This window comes from Halomonas jincaotanensis (assembly GCF_018448785.1).
Taxonomy (GTDB): Bacteria; Pseudomonadota; Gammaproteobacteria; order Pseudomonadales; family Halomonadaceae; genus Halomonas; species Halomonas jincaotanensis.
In genome coordinates this window covers 118,459-134,104 of the sequence record NZ_JAHCLU010000007.1, presented here as the reverse complement: position 1 = coordinate 134,104, position 15,646 = coordinate 118,459, and the positions used below count along the sequence as shown (strand labels likewise).

Sequence of the window (15,646 nt, the reverse complement as noted above, 5' to 3'; positions counted from 1 at the left end):
AAGCACTTGGGTTAACCGTTGCTTATACTTGACCCTGACTTTACGTTTTATTTTTTTACAGTTTACCGATTCCGTTTCCTGCCGATGGAGTGACTCTCCCCATGAGCCAGACCACGACCCGCGCCGACTTCGACCAGTACATGCTGCCCAACTATGCGCCCCAGCAAACCATTCCGGTGCGCGGCGCGGGCAGCCGGTTATGGGACCAGGCCGGGCGCGAGTACATCGACTTCGCCGGTGGCATCGCGGTCAACTCCCTTGGGCACTGCCACCCGGTACTGGTCGAGGCGCTCACCACGCAAGCGAACACGCTGTGGCATCTCTCCAACGTCTATACCAATGAGCCGGCCCTCAAGCTCGCGCGTGCCCTGGTCGAGCGCACCTTTGCCGACAAGGCGTACCTGTGTTCTTCCGGCGGCGAGGCCAACGAGGCGGCGCTCAAGCTGGCGCGGCGCTGGGCGCACGACCATCACGGGGCACATAAGGATCGCATCGTCTCCTTCTCGCACTCCTTTCACGGCCGCACTTTCTTTACCGTCAGCGTCGGCGGGCAGCCCAAGTACTCCCAGGGGTTCGGGCCGGTCCCCGGCGGCATCGTGCATGGCGAGTTCAACAGCCTCGACAGCGTGCGTGAGCTGATCGATGACCGGACCTGCGCGGTGATCGTCGAGCCCATGCAGGGCGAGGGCGGCATCATTCCGGCCACCCCGGCGTTTCTGTCCGGCCTGCGCGAGATGTGCGACAGCGTCGACGCGCTGCTGATCTTCGACGAGGTGCAGACCGGGGTGGGCCGTAGCGGTTCGTTCTTCGCCTACATGGAGTACGGGATAACGCCGGACATTCTCACCAGCGCCAAGTCGCTGGGTGGCGGCTTCCCGGTGGGCGCCATGCTGACCACCGATCGTGTCGCCCCGGCAATGGCCGTCGGCACCCATGGCTCCACCTACGGCGGCAACGCCCTGGCCTCCGCCGTGGCGCTGGCAGCGGTCGAGTTCATCGACACACCCGAGGTGCTGGCGGGCGTCAGGGCACGTCACGATCGCTTCCGCGAGCATCTTGAGGCCATCAACCGCCAGCACGGGGTGTTCAAGGAGGTTCGCGGCATGGGGCTGCTGATCGGCGCTGAGATGGCCCCCGAGTACGAGGGTCGCGCCAAGGACATCCTGCCGTTGGCGATCGAAGAGGGGCTGATGGCGCTGATTGCGGGGCCCAACGTGCTGCGCGTGGCGCCCTCGCTGGTGATTCCCGAGCCCGATATCGACGAGGGCATGGTGCGCCTGGAGCGGGCCGTGGCCAGGCTGGTGGCGGGGCGGTGAGTCAGTTCGCCGAGACCGACAACGACGTTTGCTGCGGAGGCGATGCCATGCTGGTCGTACGTCCCGTCCGCTCGGCGGACCTGCCGGCCCTGGAGCGCCTGGCGAGCAGCGCCACCCCACGGCTGACCAACCTGCCGGCACACCGCGACCGCCTGGAGGAGCGCATCGCGCGCTCTCGCCAGGCGTTTTCGCGTGAGGTGGAGTTTCCCGGCGACGAGCACTACACCTTCGTGCTCGAAGACCTGCAGCGCGACGCGGTGGTCGGAACCGCGACCATCCGCGCCCAGGCAGGCTCGCGGGAGGCCTATTACACCTATCGTCAGGAGACGCTGATTCACGCCTCGCAACAGCTCGACGTGCGTCGTGAGGTGCCGATCCTGTCGCTGTCCCATGAGGTCTCCGAGGCGAGCCAACTGTGTGCGTTCTCGCTGGACGCACGCTACCAGGGCACCCGCGCCGAGAGCTTGCTGCGGCGTGCGCGGCTGATGTTCATCGCCCAGTACCCAGAGCGCTTCGCCGATATTCTGGCCATGGCGTTTCCCGGCTACCTGGACGATGAGGGCGAGTCGCCGTTCTGGGACAGCGTAGGGCGGCATTTCTTCGTGCGTGACTACCAGGAGATCAACTATCTGGCGGGGGTGCGCTCGAAGAGCTTCATCGCCGAGGTGATGCCGCAGTTCCCGCTCTACCTGGCGCTGCTTACCCCCCAGGCGCGGGCCGCCATCGGCCGCGAGCATCCGGATCACGAGCAGGCGCTGGCCGAAATGCTCGGCGAAGGCTTCCTGCGCTCGCGCCACGTGGACATCTTCGATGCCGGCCCGGTGGTCAAGGGCGAGCGCGAACGGCTGGCGACCTTCCGGCGAGCCGCTTGGCACCCGGTCCGCATCCGCCCGGCGCATACCCTGCCCGACGCTGAACCGGCCATGGTCGCCAACCAGCACCTGGAGGATTTTCGCTGCGTGGTGGCCCGCTACGCCTTGTCGCCGACCGGCCAGCTGTTGCTCGCGGCCGAGCATGCCGAGCGCCTGGGCGTCGAGGAGGGCCGCGCAGTGTTGGCCTCGCCGTTGGTGCTGCCCAAGCGGAGAAAGGGTGGCGGCGATGAGCATGGCCCGGGCTATGACGAGGGGGAGCTGTAATGCGCATTCGAGCAATTGCCGAGGGCGACCTGGAGGAGCTGCAGGCCTTGGCCCGGGAGACGGGTGTCGGGTTCACCTCGCTGCCCGACAACCGCGACTTCCTGGCGGCGCGCATAGCCTCGACGGTGAGCGCGTTCGAGGAGCGCACGCCCCGCGACCAGCGCCTCTACTTCTTCGTGCTGGAAGACGAGGAGACCGGCCGGCTCGCCGGCTGCTGCGCCGTCGAGGGCCAGGTCGGGCGCGAGATTCCCTTCTATCATTATCGCCTGGGAACCTTGGCGCACTCGTCGGTGCAGCTCGACTTACACCGCACCATCGACACGCTGTTTCTCAGTTCCGACCACACCGGGGACGCCGAAGTGGCTTCGCTGTTCCTGCGCCGCGCGTATCGCGGCGTCGATCGGCGCCTCCAGCGTAACGGTGCGCTGCTGTCGATGATGCGCTGGCTGTTCATGGCCGAATTTCGCGATCGCTTCCCCGAGAAGGTGCTGGCGGAAATGCGCGGGGTCTTCGATGCGCACGGCAAGAGTCCCTTCTGGGAGTGCCTGGGCAGCCACTTCTTCCCGCTCGATTTCGATGAGGCCGATCGCTTGACGGGTCTGGGCCAGAAAAGCTTTATCGGTGAGCTGATGCCCAAGTTCCCGATTTATACCCCCTTTCTCAGCGAGCAGGCACGGGCCTGTATCGGCCAGGTGCACGAACAAACCCGTCCTGCCCTGGCCATGCTCAAGCAGCAGGGGCTGCGCTGGGAGGGCTTCATCGATATCTTCGATGGCGGCCCGACGGTCGAGGCCTATATCGACGATGTTCGCGGCGTGCGGCTGTCGCGCCACTGCCGGGTGGAAGTGCGACCCGAACGCCATGCCCCGACGGACCGCCCGCGCTGGCTGGCGGCGACCACCGAGATGGCGCGATTCCGGGCCGCCTGGCTCGGCCAGGGGCCGGATGCGAATGACGTGGTCACACTCGACGAGACTGAGGCCCGGCGGCTGGAGGTGGCGACCGGCGATACCCTGCGTATTCTGGATACCGAGAAGGAGGCGTGATGAAGGCACGAGGAGAGTTGCTGATCGGCGGACGCTGGTGTGAAGGCGACGGTGAAGGCTTTGCCAAGCACGACCCGGTGTCCGGCGAGCGCCTCTGGGAGGGCGCGGCGGCCAGCGACGCCCAGGTAAATGCCGCGGTAGCGGCGGCACGAGCGGCCTTCCCGGCGTGGGGGCGCCAGTCATTCGCCGAGCGCCAGGCGTTGACCGAGCGCTTCCGCGAGGTGCTGGAATCTCACCGTGAGCCGCTGGCCCGGGCGATTGCTCAGGAGACCGGCAAGCCGTTCTGGGAGGCGAGCACCGAGGTGGGGGCAATGATCGGCAAGGTGGCGATCTCGGTTCGCGCCTACCAGGAGCGCACCGGCGAGCGCAGCCGCGAGCTGGGCGATGCCACCGCGGTGTTGCGCCACCGGCCTCACGGCGTGATGGCGGTCTTCGGCCCCTACAATTTCCCCGGCCACCTGCCCAACGGGCATATCGTGCCGTCGCTGCTTGCCGGCAACACGGTGGTCTTCAAGCCCAGCGAGCAGACGCCGTTGACCGCCGATCTGGTCATGCAGTGCTGGCGCGAGGCCGGGCTTCCCGATGGCGTGATCAACCTGGTGCAGGGAGGCGCACCCGTGGGCCAGGCGCTCTCCGCCGACCTCGGCATCGACGGCCTGTTGTTCACCGGCAGCGCCAAGGTGGGTGGCTTGCTGCATCGCCAGTTCGCCGGTCGGTTCGACAAGATCCTGGCGCTGGAGCTTGGCGGCAACAACCCGCTAGTGGTCAAGGATGTGCCCGACCAGGAAGCGGCGGTGCTGACCATTCTGCAATCGGCGTTTCTTTCCGGCGGGCAGCGCTGTACCTGCGCCCGGCGATTGCTGGTGCCGGAAGGGCAGGTCGGCGACCACTTGCTGGACGCCTTGTCGGACGCCATCTCGCGCCTGCAGGTGGCCGGCCAGTTCAGCGAGCCCGCGCCCTTCTATGGTGGCCTGGTCAGCCGGGCGGCCGCCGAGGAGCTGCTCAAGGCCCAGGACGATCTGGAGGCGTTGGGTGGGACGGTGCTCTCGCGAATGGAACGTCTCGAGCCCGGCACCAGCCTGCTGAGCCCGGCGCTGATCGATGTCACGGGGCTCGAGGTGCCCGACGAGGAGCACTTCGGCCCGCTGCTCAGGGTGACGCGCTACCGGACATGGGACGAGGCGGTCGGGCTGGCCAACGACACCCGTTACGGGCTCTCCGCCGGACTGATCGGCGGAGAGCGCGCCGATTGGGACGACTTCCTGCTGCGTATTCGCGCGGGCATCGTCAACTGGAATCGGCAGACTACCGGCGCCTCGGGTGACGCGCCCTTCGGTGGCGTGGGCGAGAGCGGTAATCACCGCCCCAGCGCCTATTACGCTGCTGATTACTGCGCCTATCCGGTCGCCTCCATGGAGAGCGAGGCATTGAGCCTGCCCGACAAGCTGCCGCCGGGGGTAACGTTATGAGCCGTGAGGTTAATTTCGACGGCCTTGTCGGCCCGACCCACAACTATTCGGGCCTGGCCTTGGGTAACGTGGCCTCGATGACGCACGGGGGGCTGGTCGCCAACCCCAAGGAGGCAGCCCTCCAAGGCTTGGCCAAGATGAAGGCGTTGCGGGACGCGGGTTACGCCCAGGGCGTGCTGCCGCCCCAGCAGCGCCCGGACCTCGGGATGCTGCGCGCATTGGGCTTTTCCGGCAGCGATGCCCAGGTGCTGGCCCGGGCGGCGGGTGAGGCACCGCAGATTTTGCGGGCGGTCTGTTCGGCCTCGAGCATGTGGACGGCCAACGCCGCCACGCTGACGCCTTCCGTCGATGCGCCGGATTCACGCGTGCACTTCACGCCGGCCAATCTCCAGTCGAGCTTTCACCGCTTTCTCGAACCGGCCACCACCGCGCGCATATTGGCGTCGATCTTCCGCGACGAGACGCGCTTCGCGCACCATCCGGCACTGCCGGCGAGCCCGGCCTTCGCCGATGAGGGCGCGGCCAACCACACTCGCCTGTGCGCTGACTATGGCGAGCCCGGGGTGCACCTGTTCGTGTATGGGCGCCAGGCCTTTGTTTGGAGCGACGAGGCCGGGGTAGCACCGGCGCGTTATCCGGCTCGCCAGACGCTGGAGGCCAGCCAGGCGGTCGCTCGCCAGCACGGCCTCGTCGAGCGCCAGACGGTCTTCGCCCAGCAGCATCCCGACGCCATCGACGCCGGGGTCTTTCACAATGATGTCATCGCGGTGGGCAACGGGCCGGTACTGCTCTATCACGAGATGGCGTTCCTCGACGAGCAGGCGACCCTGGATGAGTTGCGCAAGAAGATGAGCGCGCCGCTGGTACCGATCCGGGTCCCCGTCGAGGCGGTGAGCCTCGAGGACGCCGTGGCCTCGTACCTGTTCAATTCGCAGCTGCTCTCCAACCCGGATGGCAGCATGACGCTGGTGGTGCCCGGCGAGTGCCAGGAACGCGAGAGCGTCTGGCGCACTATTCAGGATCACCTGTTGGCCGGCCATAATCCCATCGGCGAGGTGGTGGTCAAGGACGTCAAGCAGAGCATGCGCAACGGCGGCGGCCCCGCCTGTCTGCGACTGCGAGTCGTGTTAAGTAATGCCGAGCGATCCGCGCTTTCCGGACGCGTGCTGCTCGACGATGCCTTGCACGATGAGCTCGCCGCCTGGGTGGAACGTCACTATCGCGACCGCCTGGCGCCTGTCGATCTCGCCGACCCGCAACTGGCGATGGAGACGTTGACGGCACTCGATGAGCTGACGGGGATCCTGGCCATTGGCGCCGTCTATCCTTTTCAGTTGTAGCCCCCGTATGACGGCCTTTTCGCGTCGTCGAAACTGTCCTGATCTTTCCCTGAGACTGGCCTCACCGGCGTATGCTGGTTGCCATTTGGGATCTCGGTATTGAGGAGACACAGCGTTGGAAAGCCTGATCTATTGGCTCGACATGGCAGGGGTGATCGTCTTCGCGCTGTCGGGGGTGATACTGGCCTGCCGTACACGGATGGACCCCTTCGGTATGCTGGTGCTGGCCGCGGTGACCGGCATCGGTGGCGGCACCCTCCGCGACCTGGTGCTCGGCGTGCGGCCGGTGTTCTGGGTCAACGACCCCACCTATCTCTGGGTGATCCTGGCGACGGTGGGGCTCTCCATCCTCGGCTTTCACTATATCCATCGCCTGTCCCGCGGCTTTTTGCCGGTGGCCGATGCCTTCGGCCTGGCGCTGTTCACGGTGATCGGCACCCACAAGGCGCTGCTGCTCGAGGCGCCCGGCCTGGTGGCGGTGTTGATGGGGCTGTTGACCGGCGTGGCCGGCGGCATGGTGCGTGACGTGCTGGCGCGCCGCGTGCCCATGGTGCTGCGCCAGGAGGTGTATGCCACGGCGGCCATCGCGGGGGGCGTGACCTACGTCGCGCTGGACGCCCTGGCGGTGCCCGGCGCCCTGAACGTGGCCCTACCGCTGCTGGTCACCCTGGGCCTGCGCCTGGCCGCCATCCACTGGCATTTGGCGCTGCCGACCTTCGCCTGGGTGGTATTCCAGCGCACGCCTGGGCCTTCGCCTCCATCTGGGGAGGGCGAACCGCCGCCTCCGACACCGGCTACGCCGCCTCGGCCCAAGGTGCGAGTGCGCATGATCCGCCCCGAGCAGTCGCGGCGCAAGCGACGTTCATGAGCCAAGCGAAGCGGCTGGACACATGCCCAGCCTCAGAGGGGGGGCAGCGGGTCAGGCGCTTCCACCGGCACCGCCCACCATGCCGCTGCGCAGGCTACTTTGGCTGTCGTCGGACCGGAGATGCCGCGACACGGTGTCCTCCGGCGAACCGGCCATCTCGCGGAACATGCCCATCGAACCGAGCAGGGCGGAGGATTCGTAGGGCACGAATACTCGCTCGCCTTCCTGGGCCATGGTCGGCAGCGACTTGATATAGCTCTGACCGAGCAGGTAGCCCACCACGGTGCGCTTGTTCTCCTCGCTGTCGCCGATGGCGTTGAGCACCAGCTTGATCGATTCCTGCTCACCCTGGGCACGCAGGATGGCGGACTGCTTGTCACCCTCGGCGTTGAGGATCGAGGCTTCGCGCTGGCCCTGGGCCTTGGCGATGGCCGCGGACTTCTCGCCCTCGGCTTCGGTCACGGTGGCGCGGCGCTTGCGCTCGGCGGCCATCTGCAGGCGCATGGCGGTCTCGACTTCTTCGGGCATGGCGATGTCCTGGACCTCGACCCGCGAGATCTTCACGCCCCACTTGGAGGCGGGCTCCTCCATGGCCGCCTGGATCGAATTGTTGACCTCGGCGCGTGACTCGAACAGCTTGTCGAGCTCCATCTTGCCGACCACCGAACGCAGGGTGGTCTTGGCCAGCACCTCGACCGCCTGGCTCATGTTGGCGACTTCGTAGACGGCGCGCTTGGGATCGATAATCTGATAATAGAGCGCGCCGTTGATGGTCACCGTGACGTTGTCGGTGGTCACCACCGGCTGGCCGGGGAAGTCCATTACCGTCTCGCGGCGGTCGATACGGGTTTCGTCATTGGTAACGGCCTGGTAGTCCTCGCCCATCTTTCGATAGCGAATCATGGTGATCGCACGCGGCTGTTCGATGAACGGGATAATGATGTTGATGCCGCTCTCGAGCAGCCGGTTGAACGACCCCAGCCGCTCGATGACCATGACCTCGGACTGGCGAACGATCACCAGCCCCTTGGCAATGATCAGAATACCGATGACGACGACGATCAGGCTGAGAATCAGCCCCGGGCTGACGGGTAGTTCCATGCTTATAACTCCTTGGGAGTCGCGAGTGTGACGATGGCGGTGGTGCCATCGAAGTCCTGGAAGATGACGCTGCTGCCGGCCGGCAGCTCGGTTTCACCGCTTTTTTCATTAGCGTCGGCGGCAAGCCGTATACGATAAAAATCGCCATTCACCTTGATGCCGCTGGCGCCGTCGAAGTCGCGCTTGAGGGTCGTGTAGCGATGCCCCTTCTCCACGCCGGTGCCAGTAGTGCCATAGGCGACGCCACGGGGCGAGAATGCCGGACGGATTCGCATTACCGCGAGAGGTACCAGGACCCCCGCGAGCACGCCCATTCCCAGCAGTTGCCAAGACAGACCAAAACCCAGCCAGGCAATTATCGCGGTCAGCGCGGCGGCTGCCGCCAGGGCCAGCAATACCAGGGCGCCCGAGGCCAGCTCGCCAAGCCCGAGCAACAGGGCGATGACCAGCCAGGTGTAGGCAAGATTCCAGTCCATGGCGACTCCCCAAGGGGTGGATAAAGATGGGTGAAGAAAACGGGCATACATTAGCGCCGGTGAACAGTCTACCTTGGGTAGAGTGTCAGGGGGCATTCGTGTTTCGAGGCAGGCCGACAAACATGGGGCTCTCCATAAGGGCTGGACGATGGATGACGAAGCAGGCTGACGCGATGCACAGGATTATCTTGAACCACCGTCGGATCCACATGGCATGGCTATGTCTGTTGTTGTGGCTGACCGGCTGCGCCAGCATCGCGCCGGACATTGAGCGCGAACGCCATCGTCAGGCGGGTCTCGATATCCAGGCAGTCTACGAGGCGGCGCTGCCCACCTTGCCTCAGGACAAGCAGCGCCACTATGCCCAGCGGCTCTATCGCTTGACCGGCGAGGCGCGCTATCTCGACATCAACCGGGCGTATGGTCATAGGTTGGTGGGTCGGCTGGCGCCGGACATTCAGGGCTTGGCCGATTCACTCGATGACAATAACCGCTATGCCGAAGCTCGTAGCCAGGAGATCGTCGCCGCCTACCCGCAGCGAACAGCCAAACAGCGAGCGCGGCGGGCGATGCTCGCCGAATGGGGCGAGATCGCCTTTGCCGCCAAGCTTCTGTTCCGGCTGGTGCAGGCCGATTATCACGGATTGCTGCCGGCGCTCGATAATCACGAGGTGGCGCTCGACTACCTCGCTGACGTGGATTGGCGCCCCTTTCTGACCGACCCCGCGGTGCTGGGCATCTATGCCGCCCAGGCGGCCAATCAGGTGCACTATCTTCATCAGCTGGGCATTGTCGACCTACGAGCCGAGGTCGAGGCTGCCTTCCGACAGCGCTACCCCCCGAGCGAGGTCGGAAGGCTCGACGACACCGAATATCGCAACTGGCTCTATGGACTGACGCATTTCGCCATCGCGGCGAGCCGCTATTACCAGCAACACTTGGATACTCGTGACATTGACTGGGTGCTGAACGCCTTCGAAAGCGAAGCCGTCGGCATCCTGACCCGCGCGACGGAGGATATCCAGGCAGAAGTGGCCATGAGTTTCCTGCTGGCGGGGCAGGAGCAGCACCCTTTGGTGCGTGAAATTCGCGATGCCCTGGTCAATGCCGTCGATCCGGTGGCAGGCATCATTCCCTCGCCATCGGGGAGCCTCGACCTGGCCGGAGGCGAGCACCGCAACGTGCTGGCGATCATGGTGCTGCGCTGGCCGGGAAGGCTCTTTTCGGGGCCGGATATGTCCTCGACGGGGTCATGACGTTGCCGTCGCGAGCCTGCGGCGTGGCATGGCGGCCGCGAGTTGAGGAGCAAGCTGCTGCTTTATGTGTCGATAAAGCGGCTTCAATTGTTCATGCATCTCCGCCTCGGCCTGTTGCTGGTCGATGTAGAATGCCGCTCGCGGGCCGTGGTAGTCGATCAAGTCACCGAATTTCTGGAATTTCAGGCCTGATATCTTCAGGAGTCTCGCAAATCGTGGCTCCATCATGGCGAATACATGTTGCCTTTTCGCCATTCCCACGATGGCCGTTGCTGCAAAAAACAGGCTCAACCCTACCGGTAGAGAGCGATGCTTGACCTCTAGGTCGTGTATGTCCTTTTCCTTGACGCCCGCGATATTGCTTCTCGTCTTCCGGAAAGAAGGGTGTACCGCGAGCCTGGAAACTTCGCAGATGCTCTCCTTAGGGAAGCTGTCGGGGTGTAGCGAGGGGTTCGTCAGGCTCTGCCCCCCGTAGGTGAGCAGGGGAAGCTTTCGATTCGAGAAGTCGCCGTGGACCGGTAGGACGACACGCATGCATCCCACCGTCAACCCTGTCCAATTGTGTTCGACCACGCAGTGAATGGCGCTATCGTCGAAGGCGTCATATTCAAGCTGACGCTTGGCATCCGTGGGTGGCTCATAGTGCAACTCTGCGCAGTAGATATCATGACGCAAATGAAAAGCACCGCGCTTTTCCTGTTCATTGCAAGGTAGCTTGAAGCTGAATTCGTTTTTAAAGCAATCGAACAGCTCCGTTATCGATCTTTCGTTTCCAGGCGATGAGGAGGCGAAGGTCATGCAGTGAATTCCTTGCGTGATGGTAGTATCAAGAGCCAGCATTTTTGAAAATACTATATTAGATTATTTTGGAATGAGTGCCGAAAGCCTCTTCGAGGGCTATGGGCCTGCCGAGATGAAAGCCCTGCCCGAAAGTGATGCCATAGGAGGTGAGCATGGGCAGCAGCGCTTCCTGGTCGACGAATTCGGCGATGGTCTGCTTGCCGAAGCCAACAGCGATATCGGCTATCGCCTTGACGATGACCCGGTTGTCAGGAGAGATAAGCAAGCTTCGAATGAATGAGCCATCGATCTTGATGTAATCCACCGGGAGCTTTCCGAGGTAGTGAAAGCTGCTGAAGCCGACACCGAAATCATCCAGAGCCGTTCGGCATCCTAAATCGCGCATGGCGAGCAAGACGCCACGCGCAGTGGAGAAATCGGTGACGGCGGCGGTCTCGGTGACTTCGAGAATCAGATAGTTGGGGTCGGCGCCGCTACTCAAGAGTTCCTCGGCCAGGAATTGCTTGAGCCCCTCATCATGCAACGATTGGCCGGAGAGATTGACGGCCAGACTGATCCCCTTATCTTGTACATGTCGCAAGGCCTGAAGGCTATGACGCACAACCCAGCGATCGATCTGGATAATCTGACCGCTACGCTCGGCCTGGGGAATGAAGCGTCCTGGCGAGACGAGGCTGCCGTCGGCATCACGCATGCGCAGCAGCACCTCGTAATGACGCACTTCGCGATTTTCCAGACGAACAATCGGCTGCACCATCAGCTCGAAGGCGTCGTCTTCAAGTGCCTGTCGCACGCGTTCTACCCAGTACACACGATCCTGCAGCTCGTCCTTCGCATCTTTCAGGGCTGACAACAGGTGCCAGCGCTGGATGCCACTTTCCTTGGCCTTGTACATGGCGACATCGGCACTGGCCATCAGATCGGCAGGCGTATCGCCGTGTGTCGGGAACATCGCGATGCCGGTGCTGGCGTTGGCTCTGTGACGTCTCCCGCCGGCATCGAGACAGATGCTGTCAAGAAGATGAGTTATCTGCTGCGCGACACGGATTGCCTTAGCATCATCGGCACCGATCAGCAAGAGTGCGAATTCATCACCACCAAGTCTCGCGATCACCCCACGATGGCCCAGCACTTCGAAGAGCGTATCTGCTACCTGGCGCAACAACCGATCGCCGGCATGATGCCCGCTGAGCTCGTTGACATCCTTGAACTGGTCGAGGTCGAGCAGAAGCACAGCCCCCTTGCGGCCCTCCTGCAATGCGTCAGCCAGAACGTCCTGGAAATAGCGTCGGTTGTAGAGTTCGGTGAGCGGGTCACGCTCAGCCAGCCAGGTCAGACGTGCTTCTGCCGCCTTGCGTTCGGTAATGTCTAGGCCTACTGATATTTTCGTGGCCAGCCCCTTCTGCCCGGCAGGAAGCGGTGCATGGTACCAGACGATGGTCCGCTGTCGGCCATCGTCGGTCAGCAAGGGACGCTCTTCCTGGAGCGACATCTTCGTGGCGACGACCGGTGGCGAGTGAGTGGTAGAGAAGACGTCGTCGAACAGACGCCCGACCAGCTGCGTCTCTTCGGTTGCCATTATCGACAATGCATAGTCGTTGACCAGGCCGATACGGCCCTGATCATCTTGGGTAACGATGAACACCCTGGCGGTATCCAGTAGGTTGCCGACGAAGTCTCGCTCCCGGGCCAGTTCCTCGACGCGCTCAGCCAGCTGTTCGCCACGGGCACTGATTTCATCCTCAAGAGCTTCCAACTGCTCAGAGAGCTCCAGGGTGGTACCTTCCAGTACATCGATCTCGTCGGGGAAGCGGCTGCGGGGGCGAGGTATGCTGGCGCGTGCCTGGGTAAAGCCGCCGCGAGCCAGTTCCGGAAGTATATCGGCCAACCGACGCAGCCGTGCCATTGGGCTCAACAGGATGGCCAACAGCAGCAATTCAGCGGCCAACCAGCCGCCAAGGCCAACCAGCATCAGGATGCGGGTATCCTGATGGATTGCGCTGAGTTGAGGGGTGATATCGGCAATCAGCAACAGATAACCGGTACTACGTCGATCGGCGTCCCCTTCCATGCGCACGGCAGACAGCTCCATGTCACGTTCGCCACGGCCGAACTGGCGCGGTTGTTGTTCCAGGTCGCTGACAGATAGCTGATCAGCGGCGCGGCGCAACAGGGGCAAGTTGTCTTCTTGATGGGTCAGGGCGATCAGATGGCCGTTCCATGAGGGAAAATAGCGCTCTTCCGACGCGGCCTGAAAGGCGGCACTGCTGCTGACTAACAGGGCGACATCGCTATCGGACACCTGTTGAATCTGGCGTGTCACATCGGCTAGTGAACGTGACAGCATGACGGTGCCGACGCTCTCTCCGTCGACCAGCACCGGGACAGCGGCGTATTGCCGGCAGGTATTCAAGCAGTACAGTGCGGTCAGGGGAGTTTCGGCATCGTTAACCTGATTGACCCATGACCGAATGAGCCGCCTGTTCGCAGTCTGATCCTCTCCCCACTGAGCCAGAGGCTTACCGAGGGCGCTGAAGACCATGGCTTCATCGATACCCGCCTCGAGCTGCAATGTTGGCCATTGCGAAGAAAGGGCCTCGAGAATGGCTTCCTGTGCGCCGTCTTCTATCGCAGGGCCGAGGCGTGACGAAGCGGCTGTCAGGGCCGCCAGCTGTTGTAGGCTGCCTTGTGAGTGGTCCAGTGCCAGCCGTATTTCCCTGACTTGGCGCTGATAATGCTCATTACGGCTCTCCTGAAACTGGCGCGTCAGGTTGGCATGGCCGAGCCAGGTGAATAGCACCACCAATCCCAGTAGCAACAGGCTGCTCAGGGCGATCACCCGCCAGGTCAGGCTGAGGCGATGGCGTGTTTCATGTGCTTTCTTGGCGCTCATCCCAGCATGTCCCGGGCCGGTGGAGGGGAAGCCGCGAGTCCGGCGCGTCAGAAGCGGAGCGAAAGCTGGAACAGCAACATGTTCCAGCGACGGCTGGTCTCGCTCGAGTCGGGGTTGTCCTCGTTGGGCAACCAGCCGGTACCGTCGACCGAATGGTATTCGGCCGCCATCAGTACCCTGGGATTGATGTTCCACTGTAGTCCCAGGGTGATGTCATCGGCGAACTGAGAGTGAGCAGGACCGGCGCCGCTGGCTTCGAAGGCCTTGCCGGCCCGGTCATCCCGGTTGCTGGTCAGGCTGTCATAGCGTACCAGCCACTGCCAGTCGTCATGGAAGCGGCGGGTATATTGGACATACCAGCTCTCGCCCGTTACATCGAAGTTGAACCTGGGTTCGTTAAAGTTCTCGAGTCCTGAATTTCGCAGGGCGAACTCGCCGGTGAGGCTCCAGAGCTCTTGGTTGTATTGCAGCGACAGGATCCAGGGGCGGAAATAGAAATCTCCGTTGCTGAGGCCCGGGGTGCGGGAGGTAAAGCGGGCATTGGCGCTGGCAGTGGTGAGCGCAGCCACGAAACGGCCCCCGTCATCTTCATAACGAACCTGGGCTATCGCCGAAGTCTTGGGTTCCAGCTTGCCGGGAATGGTATCCAGCCGGAGAGTTTGTCGCAGGTCATTGCCGGTTTGCGTATTCCCGATACCGATGTGTGCTCGAATATTTCCCGTGGGCAGTCGCTCTTCCATGTAGGCGGACACGCCATCTGCGGCCAGCCCAAGCGATCGGGTGCGGTCGAAGTAGATAGATTGCGGGAGCAGGATACTCGGGCGGGTGAAGGCTACATCCCGGGTCTGATTATAGAAGCCGAACGGGTTCTTGAAGCGACCGACCTGTACGCCAAGGGTGCGATGCTGGTTCGAAAGCATCTGGTAGTCGATGATGCCGTAGTCCAGCTTGGGGCGAGCTTCGCCCCCGTCACTTCCCGCACGCCGACTAAGCACCTGGGCAGCGATCAGCACATCCTGGTGCGGACGTAGCGATGCGTTGGCACCTATTTCGGTGTACTTGAAACTGCCTTCACCGCTGCTGCTGGGGCCGAAGAAATCATTATGATCGGTGATCACTAGGGCCTGGCTGAGAAAGCCATGCAACTGGAGGGAGTCGAAATCTTCCTCGCCGCGTGAATGGCTGCTCACCCCTGCCAGCAAGAGGCCTGCCAGTAAGATGGTGGTCCTTACGTCATTCCATCGAAATGACTTGGATGCGATCATCCAGATACTCCCTTTCTAGATAACCCAGCGCACCCGGAGTCGTCGCGATCCGTTGCTGCATTTCCGACTGAGTCGTGACGCGATTGGGTGCCTGGCCGGTACCTGAGAACACCATGCGATCCCATGCCAGCTGTAGTTGGTGGGGGTAAACGTTCAAGTTTTGCTTGACGAAACGGGCATGCACCGGGTGGTCGTTGCCGAGCACGAAAACGCGTGTGGCCTGTCCATCGGGCCAGGTGCGTTGACGCATGGCGAAGATGGCCCGGGCAGTGTCACGATTCAAGTGCTGTGTACTGACATCGGCATGAGCGACGAGAAAAACCGCTTCCTCGGCCATGGCAGGCGCCCCTGCCAGCGTGAGGAGAGCTAGCAGAGATGTCAGCCATGCCATGAGGCGGGTTCCCTTCCTGCCACAGCGTCTTGAACAACCGCCGCGAGAAACACCATTGAGATGAAAGCAAAGGGGTGCCATAACAGGTTCGGCGTCGCAAGAAGGGCTTTCTTGGGCTGATTCACGTCAGGGGGCAAGCATGGTGCGATGGGCTTTCGCACACCCAGTGTGGATGAGTCGATGACGTTGTCTCCCTGCAATCCGCAACGCGGTTAATGTCGATGACTCAGTGCGGCTAAGAAATTTATGCTAGATCATTTCGTTACGGTAAAGGATTATGTTATTTCA

At 62.9% G+C, this 15,646-nt stretch carries 13 protein-coding genes; 7 read left to right on the top strand and 6 right to left on the bottom strand.

The genetic code is table 11. The features are described 5' to 3' along the window. Nucleotides 1-101: 101 nt before the first annotated feature. The 6 genes from KG088_RS08270 to KG088_RS08245 all read left to right on the top strand — a co-directional run bounded on the left by KG088_RS08270 (nt 102) and on the right by KG088_RS08245 (nt 7,175). Nucleotides 102-1,316 (top strand): aspartate aminotransferase family protein, encoded by a 1,215-nt coding sequence (locus KG088_RS08270; RefSeq protein ID WP_213825039.1) that lies wholly within the window; start codon nt 102-104, stop codon nt 1,314-1,316. A 47-nt stretch (nt 1,317-1,363) separates the two neighbouring features. After that, nucleotides 1,364-2,452 (top strand): arginine N-succinyltransferase, encoded by a 1,089-nt coding sequence (locus KG088_RS08265; protein WP_213825119.1) that lies wholly within the window; start codon nt 1,364-1,366, stop codon nt 2,450-2,452. Then, nucleotides 2,452-3,498 carry an arginine N-succinyltransferase gene (gene astA / locus KG088_RS08260; RefSeq protein ID WP_213825038.1) on the top strand — a complete coding sequence of 349 codons (1,047 nt, stop codon included), beginning with the start codon at nt 2,452-2,454 and terminating at the stop codon, nt 3,496-3,498. The genes KG088_RS08265 and astA overlap by 1 nt, the downstream gene beginning before the upstream one ends. Continuing rightward, nucleotides 3,498-4,967 carry a succinylglutamate-semialdehyde dehydrogenase gene (astD, locus tag KG088_RS08255; protein ID WP_213825037.1) on the top strand — a complete coding sequence of 490 codons (1,470 nt, stop codon included), beginning with the start codon at nt 3,498-3,500 and terminating at the stop codon, nt 4,965-4,967. Before astA ends, astD begins: the two co-directional genes overlap by 1 nt. Beyond that, nucleotides 4,964-6,307, top strand: a complete 1,344-nt coding sequence (gene astB / locus KG088_RS08250) for an N-succinylarginine dihydrolase (RefSeq protein ID WP_213825036.1) — start codon at nt 4,964-4,966, stop codon at nt 6,305-6,307. The genes astD and astB overlap by 4 nt, the downstream gene beginning before the upstream one ends. A 115-nt stretch (nt 6,308-6,422) precedes the next feature. Further along, a complete protein-coding gene (locus KG088_RS08245) occupies nt 6,423-7,175 on the top strand; it encodes a trimeric intracellular cation channel family protein (protein ID WP_213825035.1) in 753 nt (250 codons plus the stop codon). A gap of 51 nt (nt 7,176-7,226) precedes the next feature. Here the strand turns inward: KG088_RS08245 and KG088_RS08240 are convergent, their stop codons facing one another. Then, the gene (locus KG088_RS08240; RefSeq protein ID WP_213825034.1) at nt 7,227-8,276 is read right to left on the bottom strand and encodes an SPFH domain-containing protein; all 1,050 of its coding nucleotides are present in this window, start codon (nt 8,274-8,276) and stop codon (nt 7,227-7,229) included. Nucleotides 8,277-8,278: 2 nt separating this feature from the next. After that, complete coding sequence (locus KG088_RS08235) at nt 8,279-8,752, bottom strand: NfeD family protein (protein ID WP_213825033.1); 474 nt, start codon at nt 8,750-8,752, stop codon at nt 8,279-8,281. A gap of 209 nt (nt 8,753-8,961) precedes the next feature. On the opposite strand from KG088_RS08235, the gene KG088_RS08230 reads away from it, so the two are divergent. Beyond that, nucleotides 8,962-10,008, top strand: coding sequence for a DUF3541 domain-containing protein (locus KG088_RS08230; protein WP_213825032.1), 1,047 nt, complete (start codon nt 8,962-8,964; stop codon nt 10,006-10,008). Here KG088_RS08230 and KG088_RS08225 read toward each other — a convergent pair. The 4 genes from KG088_RS08225 to KG088_RS08210 are packed head-to-tail and all read right to left on the bottom strand — an operon-like array spanning nt 10,003 to nt 15,358. Next, nucleotides 10,003-10,806, bottom strand: coding sequence for a PEP-CTERM/exosortase system-associated acyltransferase (locus KG088_RS08225; protein ID WP_213825031.1), 804 nt, complete (start codon nt 10,804-10,806; stop codon nt 10,003-10,005). The two genes, KG088_RS08230 and KG088_RS08225, sit on opposite strands and share 6 nt — an antisense overlap. Before the next feature lie 58 nt (nt 10,807-10,864). Then, on the bottom strand, nt 10,865-13,702 hold the full coding sequence (locus tag KG088_RS08220) for a bifunctional diguanylate cyclase/phosphodiesterase (RefSeq protein ID WP_213825030.1): 2,838 nt from the start codon (nt 13,700-13,702) through the stop codon (nt 10,865-10,867). 47 nt (nt 13,703-13,749) lie between these two features. Continuing rightward, nucleotides 13,750-14,967, bottom strand: coding sequence for a hypothetical protein (locus KG088_RS08215; RefSeq protein WP_213825029.1), 1,218 nt, complete (start codon nt 14,965-14,967; stop codon nt 13,750-13,752). Further along, nucleotides 14,936-15,358, bottom strand: coding sequence for a hypothetical protein (locus KG088_RS08210; RefSeq protein WP_213825028.1), 423 nt, complete (start codon nt 15,356-15,358; stop codon nt 14,936-14,938). The genes KG088_RS08215 and KG088_RS08210 overlap by 32 nt, the downstream gene beginning before the upstream one ends. Nucleotides 15,359-15,646: the final 288 nt, after the last annotated feature.

Bases quoted from the DNA above. Each gene is read 5' to 3' on its own strand.
- KG088_RS08270 (WP_213825039.1), top strand. From the start codon at position 102: ATGAGCCAGACCACGACCCGCGCCGACTTCGACCAGTACATGCTGCCC.
- KG088_RS08265 (WP_213825119.1), top strand. From the start codon at position 1,364: ATGCTGGTCGTACGTCCCGTCCGCTCGGCGGACCTGCCGGCCCTGGAG.
- astA (WP_213825038.1), top strand. From the start codon at position 2,452: ATGCGCATTCGAGCAATTGCCGAGGGCGACCTGGAGGAGCTGCAGGCC.
- astD (WP_213825037.1), top strand. From the start codon at position 3,498: ATGAAGGCACGAGGAGAGTTGCTGATCGGCGGACGCTGGTGTGAAGGC.
- astB (WP_213825036.1), top strand. From the start codon at position 4,964: ATGAGCCGTGAGGTTAATTTCGACGGCCTTGTCGGCCCGACCCACAAC.
- KG088_RS08240 (WP_213825034.1), bottom strand. From the start codon at position 8,276: ATGGAACTACCCGTCAGCCCGGGGCTGATTCTCAGCCTGATCGTCGTC.
- KG088_RS08235 (WP_213825033.1), bottom strand. From the start codon at position 8,752: ATGGACTGGAATCTTGCCTACACCTGGCTGGTCATCGCCCTGTTGCTC.
- KG088_RS08230 (WP_213825032.1), top strand. From the start codon at position 8,962: ATGGCATGGCTATGTCTGTTGTTGTGGCTGACCGGCTGCGCCAGCATC.
- KG088_RS08225 (WP_213825031.1), bottom strand. From the start codon at position 10,806: ATGACCTTCGCCTCCTCATCGCCTGGAAACGAAAGATCGATAACGGAG.
- KG088_RS08220 (WP_213825030.1), bottom strand. From the start codon at position 13,702: ATGAGCGCCAAGAAAGCACATGAAACACGCCATCGCCTCAGCCTGACC.
- KG088_RS08215 (WP_213825029.1), bottom strand. From the start codon at position 14,967: ATGATCGCATCCAAGTCATTTCGATGGAATGACGTAAGGACCACCATC.
- KG088_RS08210 (WP_213825028.1), bottom strand. From the start codon at position 15,358: ATGGCATGGCTGACATCTCTGCTAGCTCTCCTCACGCTGGCAGGGGCG.